7 protein-coding genes are annotated in these 7,944 nt (G+C 56.6%); 3 read left to right on the top strand and 4 right to left on the bottom strand.

All coding sequences use genetic code 11. The features are described 5' to 3' along the window. Positions 1 to 253 precede the first annotated feature (253 nt). Positions 254 to 1,228: an MBL fold metallo-hydrolase gene (locus M2418_RS22945; protein WP_259149319.1), complete on the bottom strand. Its 975-nt coding sequence runs from the start codon at positions 1,226 to 1,228 to the stop codon at positions 254 to 256. 91 nt (positions 1,229 to 1,319) lie between these two features. On the opposite strand from M2418_RS22945, the gene M2418_RS22940 reads away from it, so the two are divergent. Next, a complete protein-coding gene (locus tag M2418_RS22940; RefSeq protein ID WP_259149318.1) occupies positions 1,320 to 2,258 on the top strand; it encodes a LysR substrate-binding domain-containing protein in 939 nt (312 codons plus the stop codon). Between the two features lie 69 nt (positions 2,259 to 2,327). Here the strand turns inward: M2418_RS22940 and M2418_RS22935 are convergent, their stop codons facing one another. After that, positions 2,328 to 3,221 carry a LysR family transcriptional regulator gene (locus M2418_RS22935; protein WP_259149317.1) on the bottom strand — a complete coding sequence of 298 codons (894 nt, stop codon included), beginning with the start codon at positions 3,219 to 3,221 and terminating at the stop codon, positions 2,328 to 2,330. Positions 3,222 to 3,376: 155 nt separating this feature from the next. On the opposite strand from M2418_RS22935, the gene M2418_RS22930 reads away from it, so the two are divergent. Together M2418_RS22930 and M2418_RS22925 are read left to right on the top strand one after the other, a co-directional pair. Continuing rightward, positions 3,377 to 4,021 (top strand): hydrolase, encoded by a 645-nt coding sequence (locus M2418_RS22930; protein ID WP_259149316.1) that lies wholly within the window; start codon positions 3,377 to 3,379, stop codon positions 4,019 to 4,021. Between the two features lie 83 nt (positions 4,022 to 4,104). Beyond that, complete coding sequence (locus M2418_RS22925) at positions 4,105 to 5,070, top strand: zinc-binding alcohol dehydrogenase family protein (RefSeq protein WP_259149313.1); 966 nt, start codon at positions 4,105 to 4,107, stop codon at positions 5,068 to 5,070. 177 nt (positions 5,071 to 5,247) lie between these two features. On the opposite strand, the gene M2418_RS22920 is transcribed toward M2418_RS22925, so the two are convergent. After that, entirely contained in the window at positions 5,248 to 5,859 is a 612-nt protein-coding gene (locus tag M2418_RS22920; RefSeq protein ID WP_259149312.1) for a response regulator transcription factor, read from the bottom strand. Between the two features lie 12 nt (positions 5,860 to 5,871). Beyond that, positions 5,872 to 7,911 (bottom strand): nitrogen regulation protein NR(II), encoded by a 2,040-nt coding sequence (locus tag M2418_RS22915; RefSeq protein WP_259149311.1) that lies wholly within the window; start codon positions 7,909 to 7,911, stop codon positions 5,872 to 5,874. Positions 7,912 to 7,944: the final 33 nt, after the last annotated feature.

The following is a 7,944-nucleotide window of genomic DNA, read 5'->3' as shown; positions in this document are numbered from 1 at the left end:
AACCAGCCATAAAAGCCAATCTATCGTGATTTCTCTAGAACGAAGCAGTCCGTCGCCAGCAGCGCCGCCGCCCTCGTTCAGTGAGCGGACTTATAGAGGGGACATTGCCTTATCGTCAATAGGCCTTTGGAAAAAAATCATAAAAAATATTCGCTTATTATGACGACCTGTGGAAAACGGGACTTCAAAACCCGCCGAAATCCCTGGCTGGCAAGGCGAAAGGGCGCCATCCCCCGACAGCGCCCGGCTTTATTCAGTAGCCAGCCTTATAGACGAGCGGCACCCAATCGTAATTGCTGTCATCACGACGGACATGGCCGATCCCGGGAAAGGCGTGATGGGCGCCGGCCACCAGATATTTCTGATCGGCGGCTTCCGCAAATGCAATGGCGCGGCTGGTTGCTGCCGCCTTCTGATCGACGTCAAAATCAACGGTGACTTCGGGTTGATCAAATTGCAGGACGTCGCCATGGGCGATATCTCCCCAGAAGATGATCTTCTCGCCTTTGCTCTCGACGATAATACCGCTGTGTCCAGGCGTATGGCCGGCATGCAGCACCGAACCGAAGCCCGGAATTGGCGCAGCGTCATCAGCAAAAGTCTCAAACTTGCCAGCTTCGACATAGGGACCGACGCATTTTTCTGCCTGGGCAATCTGCGGGCCGAGTACCTTGTCTACCTTTGCCTTAGCATCTGCCTTCAACCAGAAATCAGCCTCGCGCTGGTTTACATGCAGCACGGCATTTTCAAACACCCGCTTGCCGCCAATAACAAGACCGCCGGAATGATCGGCATGGATATGGGTGAGGATAACGTGGTCGATCTCAGACGTCTTGTAACCTGATGCTTCGATATTGGCGACCAGCTTGCCAAGCGCCGGTCCCATCAGATCACCTGTCCCGGCATCAACAAGCACAAGTTTTTCGCCAGTATTGATGAGGAAGGCATTGACTGAGGTTTCGGCGTCACCGGCCTGAAAATGACCTTCAAGATAGGCCTCGGCATCCGTTTCCTTGATATTCCGGTAAATCTTCGCCATCGGCAATATGACTGTACCATCGGAAAGCGCGGTGATTTCATAATCGCCAAGCTTCAGACGGTAATAGCTGGCGGCTTGCCTGCCGATGATTGCTGCCTTGGCAAGCACCGTGGGCGGCAAGGCAGTGATGACACCGGCGGCAAGAGCGATACCGGCAGAGGATTTCAGTAGGTTGCGACGGGTTTGCATAAAAGGCTCCAGGGATTGTGTTGACATGGTCTTGAAATGACCCGGAGAGCATTTATGTATCGGACTATCAGTGAACAAATCGATGCGGCTCATGGTAACTATCGATCATTTCAATCTTCGCTCTTTTGATCTCAATCTGCTCATCGCTTTTGATGCTTTGATGTCGGAAGGCAACGTGACCAAGGCGGCGAAGCGGCTGAAAATCCAGCAGCCCGCCATGAGCCATTCGCTCTCCACCTTGCGGGTACTTTTACAGGATGAGCTTTTTATCCGTGTCGGCCAGGTCATGCAGCCGACTGCGAGGGCAAGCAGTCTTGCTGTCCCGGTGCGCCACGCGTTGCGGCAGGCTCAACTTGCACTGTCAGGCGGCGTTGCCTTTGATCCGGCGAGCGAGGAGCGCACATTTCGTATCGCCATGTCGCCGGAGATAGAATTGTTGCTGATCCCTGATCTCACCGCACGACTGCGGCAGCTTGCACCGGGCATCAAGGTGCTTGCCCGGGTTTTCCCCTATGAGGCGATGGAGCCTTCGCTGGAGGATGGCAGCATCGATCTGGCCGTCGGCTGCACTTACACCAAAACCAGCCGCCGTGCCTTCGAACCACTATATGCGACGGATTTTGCCTGCTGTTTCAACCCTGCGCTTCTGGATCTATCGAACCCGGTAGATCTTGAAGCATATCTTGCCGCCAAACATGCAACGATCTCACAGAACGAAACCTTGCAGGGCTGCATCAAGGACGCACTGGAAATTGCCGGCGTCGAACTCGACGTGGTGATGGCAGGGCCGGGTTACATGTCGGTACTTTCCGCAGCGCAGATAAGCCCGGTCATCGCGACTGTGCCAAGCCGCATTGCCGAGCGTTACGGGCCTCTGCTTGGTCTAGAAGTAAGCCCGCTGCCAGTACCACTCAGCTTTCCACCCGTTAACATGGTCTGGGCGCAACACGCTGATGGCGACGCCGCCAACGCCTGGCTGCGTCAGCAAATCCGTGAGATCGTCGCTGATGTCGGCATAACCAGGGAATAACTGTCAACGACAGCTGCTCATTGAGATGACGCGGTTGAAACTCCATCCCAAACGCTTTTCCGGGGCCTTTTAACTGTCCGCTCCCCAAAGCTCCGGGTTCTGTCTGAAGTACTCGACCAGCATTTCGGTAAGTACTCGCACTTTCCGGGTGGGATGCTGGCTGGGTGGTCGCACGACATAGACTGCACCCGGAGGAACCGGAAAACGCGTCATGATCGGAACCAGGGTGCCGGCGGCTTCGTACTCATGCGTGATGCACTGCGGGAGCCAGGCGACGCCGAGACCTGCCGCGGCGGCGGCGGCAAGTGCTATGGCGCTATCGGCTTTGAACTTGCCCTGCGGCTGCACCGTAACGATCCTGTCGCCGTCCATGAACTGCCAGGCCTCCGTTCCCTGCATGAGGGCCGGATGGTTGACAAGTTGTTCTATATTGTCCGGCGAGCCGTGTTCCTTGATGTAAGCCGGGCTGGCGACAAGCTTGCCATGGATAGGCCCAACGCGTTTGGCAATCAGGTTCGAGTTCTGAAGATAGGCGCCCCGGATCGCGCAATCAAACCCCTCTGCGATCAGATCGACAAAGCGATCGCTATAAGACGTATGAATGTGAAGCTGCGGATGCAAACGCGCCATTTCCGCAAGTACGGGGGCAAAGTGGGTTGGGCCGAAGGTAAGCGGCATGGCAACCCGCAAACGACCATGCAGTTGGCCTGTAGGATGGATGGTTTCCCGGGCAGTATCAATCTCAGCACTGGCGCGGGCTGCGTGATCCCTGAATGTTACTCCCGCTTCCGTCAACGCAGCACCTCGGGTCGTCCGCGCAAGAAGCTGCACGCCAAGCTCGGCTTCAATCCTAAAAAGCCTGCGACTGACAATCGACTTAGACAGGCCCAGGCGACGGGCAGCAGCCGATACTCCTCCGGCATCAGCCACGGCAACAAATGTCTGCAGGTCCTCAATATCCATCTCAGCGTTCCTGATTCCGCGACACAGCTAGTCCGAACTTGATACTATTACAACATCAACAGGAACGGCAAATTGTCTTCTGGCAGCATCGCTCGCTGGCGTGTGTTTCCTGTGAACCCATGGCCGTCCACAACGGCAAAAAAAAGGAACTCTTGATGACCCCTCGTAACGGCCTCGATTCTCTTCTTCGTCCCGAAGATTCGGTCCTCGTTCTGATCGACCATCAACCTTATCAGCTCGCGAACCTGAACAGCCACGATCCGCAAGCTGTCGTCAACAACACGACCGCGCTGGCGAAGCTGGCAAAAGCCTTCAATGTTCCAACCGTTCTTACCAGCGTCATCGCGACGCGCGGTGGACTGCTTTTCAAGCAGATCACCGACGTCTTTCCAGGCCAGGATGTCATCGATCGCACTTGGGTAAACACCTGGCAGGACGAGAATGTCGTCAACGCCGTCAAGGCGACCGGAAGGAAGCAATTGATCATTGCCGGTCTGTGGACGGAGGTTTGCGTTGCAATGCCCGTGATCCAGGCCGCCGGAGAGGGCTGGGACGTGACCGTGATCACCGACGCATCGGGAGGGATCTCAAAGGAATCCCACGAAGTTGCCGTTCAGCGCATGATCTCGGCCGGTGCCAACGTCATGACCGTCATGGCTCTTGCTGGTGAATTTCAACGCGACTGGGCACGCACCGAGCATGTCGATGAGCTGACTGAGATTCTCATTCAGCACTTCGGCGGCAGCGGCATCGCCTATCTTTGGGAGCAACAGCTCCTCAACACGCCAGTCGCTGACTGATTAGGCGGCTTTAGCAAGCACCTCGGTGAGGGTCAGAACAAGCCGCCCTCACCGCCTTTCTCTCAAGCAATGACAGAGCAACCATGAAAGCAGCGGTCTACGACCACGCCGGGACACCGGATGTCCTCCGTTACGTGGATGTGCCCGATCCAGCCTGCCCAAGCGATGGTGTTCTGATCCGCGTCGAGGCCGCCGCCATTGAAGGTGGCGATCTGATCAATCGTGCGTCCACCCCTCCTCCCCATGCAGCCTTCATCGTCGGTTATGCTGCCGCAGGAGAAATCATTGCGGTCGGGAAAAACGTGGCGGACCGTCACGTTGGCCAGAAGGTGACAAGTTTTGATCTTGCCGGGTCACACGCAGAGCTGCGCGCTGTTGCCGCTGGCCGGACATGGCTTGTGCCTGATGGGCTGGACATGGCCGCCGCCGCTGCTTTGCCAATCGCATTCGGCACGGCGCACCACTGCCTCTTCGCAAGGGGAGATATCAAGCGCGGCGAGACGGTCCTCATTCAGGCGGGCGCTGGCGGCGTGGGGCTTGCCGCCATTCAACTGGCGCATCAGGCAGGTGCTTCGGTGCTTGCAACCGTCTCGGGGGCTGAGAGGACGGAACGCATTCTGCAGCTTGGCCTTGACCATGCAATCGACCATCACGCGACAGATGTCGTCGACGCGGTGATGCACCTGACGGCAGGTCGTGGCGTCGATCTGGTCATCGACCCGGTCGGAGCAACCCTGCAAAATTCTCTGGCGGTTCTGCGTCCCGAGGGACGTCTGGTTTTCGTCGGCAATGCCGGCGGTTCAAAGCTCAGCCTTGACCTGTGGCCAGCACTGCAGGCGAACCAGTCGCTTTTTGGTGTTTTTATGGGAACGCAATTGGAAAAGCCTGATGTCTACGACACAATTTCCCAAATGCTAAAGTGGGCTGCGGCCGGTACTGTCAAAGTGGTCGTGGACAGGACATTCCCGCTTGACGCGGCTGCAGAGGCCCATGCCTACGCCGAAAACAACTCCATCCTAGGTCGCGTTGTCCTCCTTCCCTCGGGTTGAACACTAACGACAAAGAGCAACCGATTTCCAAATCGCCATTTGCGGAAAGCACGCGCCGAATGGCAGCCCAGCATTTTATGAAGCGCCACCAGACGATGGCTTCCTGTGCAGGAAAGCAGTGAGGCGGCAGGCTGATTACGGCTTCAGGGTTATCGTGTTGCACACGCCCTAATCTCCTCAGGCTTTGTGTCTCTCCTGCTTCCGATTGATTGCGGCAAGTTCCAACGCATTGCGAACCCCCATCTTCATCAACACCTTGCCGCGGTGAGCCTCCACCGTTCGCATGGCGATGCCAAGAGTGTCGGCGATTTGTTTGTTCATCGCACCAGTCAACATCAAATCCATGACCTCGACCTCGCGCGCAGAAAGTGAAGCATGCCGGGTCTCCAGATCGCGGCGGCTTTCTGCCTGGGCTTGCATCATCTGGCCGGCTTCGATGGCATTAAGCGCGAGATCAACGATTTGATTGTCGTTAAACGGCTTTTCGACAAAATCGAAAGCTCCCGCTTTCAGGGTACGTACCGCCACCGGCACGTCAGCGTGACCGGTTAGGAAAATGACGGGAACCTCAGATCCCATGATGCGTAATCGCTCGTAGACCTCAGGCCCGGACAGCGCTCCCATCCGCACATCCATGATGACGCAAATCATGTCGTCCAACGGCTGCGCCGCTAGAAAATCTTTCCCTGAAGCCCACGTCCGAGTCTGCACGCCACGGGAGGCAAGAAGGAAAGACAGTGCGTCGCGAATTGCCTCCTCATCATCGACGATGTCAATCAAGTTACCCATCCACATCCTCCCTCATACATCCTCCAGTTCCTCCTGCTTCGAGTAGCCCGCTTCAGCAAGCGGAATGGAAACACTGAATATGGTTCCTCCTCCCTCCACTGGCTGATGCATCAGGTGGCCTCGATGCAATTCGATAATCGTCCGGCAGATTTTCAACCCCATGCCCATGCCCTGCGTTTTTGTGCTCGCAAAGGCATCGAAGATCGTATCGACCATTTCAGCGGGAATTCCGGAGCCTGCATCCTCAACTTCAATCACCGCCTGCCCGTCCCGTTCAAACAAACGAACGGTGACCGCACCATCTCTTCGCGTGTCGGCCATCGCCTCCATTCCATTGCGAATGAGGTTGATGAGAACCTGCTCAAGCAGAATGGCGTCAGCCGCAACCGCGCAGGCTCCCTCCCCCTCGCGCAGAAGCCGCACGCCATGTTCGCGCGCATCGGCCTGAAGGAAATCGAGTGTCTCATCGATGACATCGGACAACTGCAGATTGGTAAACCGTGGCTCGCGTTTTTTGACCAGATCCTGAATACGTCTGATGATGAGCCCTGCCCGATCCGCCTGACGCGCCAGCTTTTCCGTCGCTCCCCGCAAAAGTGTGAGATCCGTGTCCGGCCGGTGCATAAGATTGAGCATGCCAGCCGCATAAGACGCAATTGCCGATAGCGGCTGATTAAGCTCATGCGACAATGTTGAGGCCATCTCGCCAAGCGTCACCAGCCGGCCAGTTCTCGCCAGCGTCTCATCGTGGAGACGAGCCCGCCGGGCGGCCTGTCGTGCTTCGGTTACATCGATGATCGAGCCCATCCAGCCACGATGCTCACCACGCGCGTCAATCAATGGCGCCTCATAGACCTCGACTTCGATCTCGCGTCCATCGCGTGACACAAAATAGGTCTCAAATCGCTGGCTGACGGCACCGCCCGCCGCAAGTCGACGATGGCGCTCTTCCGTTTCAGGCAGATGGGCCGGGTCCCAGTAAGGCAAGGGTGGAGAGCGCCCGATAAGTTCATCTGCGCTCCATCCAACCAGCTTGCAGAATGCCGGATTTACAAAAAGAATCCGGCCATCGTGATCTTTGGCGCGCAATCCGACCGTCAAGCTTTCTTCCATTGAGCGCCTGAACGCGGTTTCTGCCCAAAGACGCATCTCCGTCGCCCGCCTTCTTTTGCTCGACCGGTGCAGGATAATCATCGTCAAAACAGCGAATGCAGCAAGGCCGGCAATTGCTCCAAAAAGAGCCGTCGAAAGAAAGGTCAGCGGGCGACCATAGGCGCTTATGCGAAGCCAGGTGCCGTGTAGAGGCGGATCGATACTGATCACATGTGTCGGGTTTTCAGGATCGATTTCCAACCGTTGCCGGCTAGCGAGCACATTGCCGGACAGATCGACCAGCGTCACGCCATATTGCTCGGCAATCCACCAGGGCAGATGCCGATCAAGCACCGACGGCAGTGAAATGGTGGCTGTCAGAACGCCACGCTGGTCGGCCAGAAAGATGCCGAAAGTCACATGGCCTTCGGGTGTGATTTGTCCATAAACGGGTCTCGATGTGACCGTCGCAACATCCAGGATCTGCGCCGCCAGTGTCGGGTCACCGGGTGCTGCGTTATCCGGGAGGCCTTTTTGTACCTGACCGTCAGAGCCATACCAGAGAATGGAGAGAACTTCAGGGTTGCTCGTGATATGACTACGTGCTCTGGCCGCAATGACCGGATCTGCCGTTTCTCCGGCATGATCCATAGCCAGGCGAACCAGCATATCTTCATCAACACCGAGCTGAAACCGCAGTGTCTGCTCGACCCACAAGGCATCCGTCGCCAACTTGATACGCGCACTTTCGCTATCGTCACGCGCAACAGCCCACACGAATGCCCAGACCATTCCTGCCAAAGCGATGATTGCAATCAATGGAACAATCGACAACAAATCAATGCGCATGGCCAGTGGACCGGGATTATCATCCGACCATGGATACCAGGCCGCATTTGAAGGATTGTTGGTCTCCGTTAGAGAAGAACGCGCTTTTTTTTGAGTTTTCTTGTCTCTCAATACCGGTTCCGTCCCCCCAAACGTCCGCAAGCC

This window comes from Rhizobium sp. BIGb0125 (genome assembly GCF_024810055.1).
Taxonomy (GTDB): domain Bacteria; phylum Pseudomonadota; class Alphaproteobacteria; order Rhizobiales; family Rhizobiaceae; genus Agrobacterium.
The sequence above is the reverse complement of the archived record's forward strand: the minus strand, read 5'-3'. Positions and strand labels throughout refer to the sequence as shown.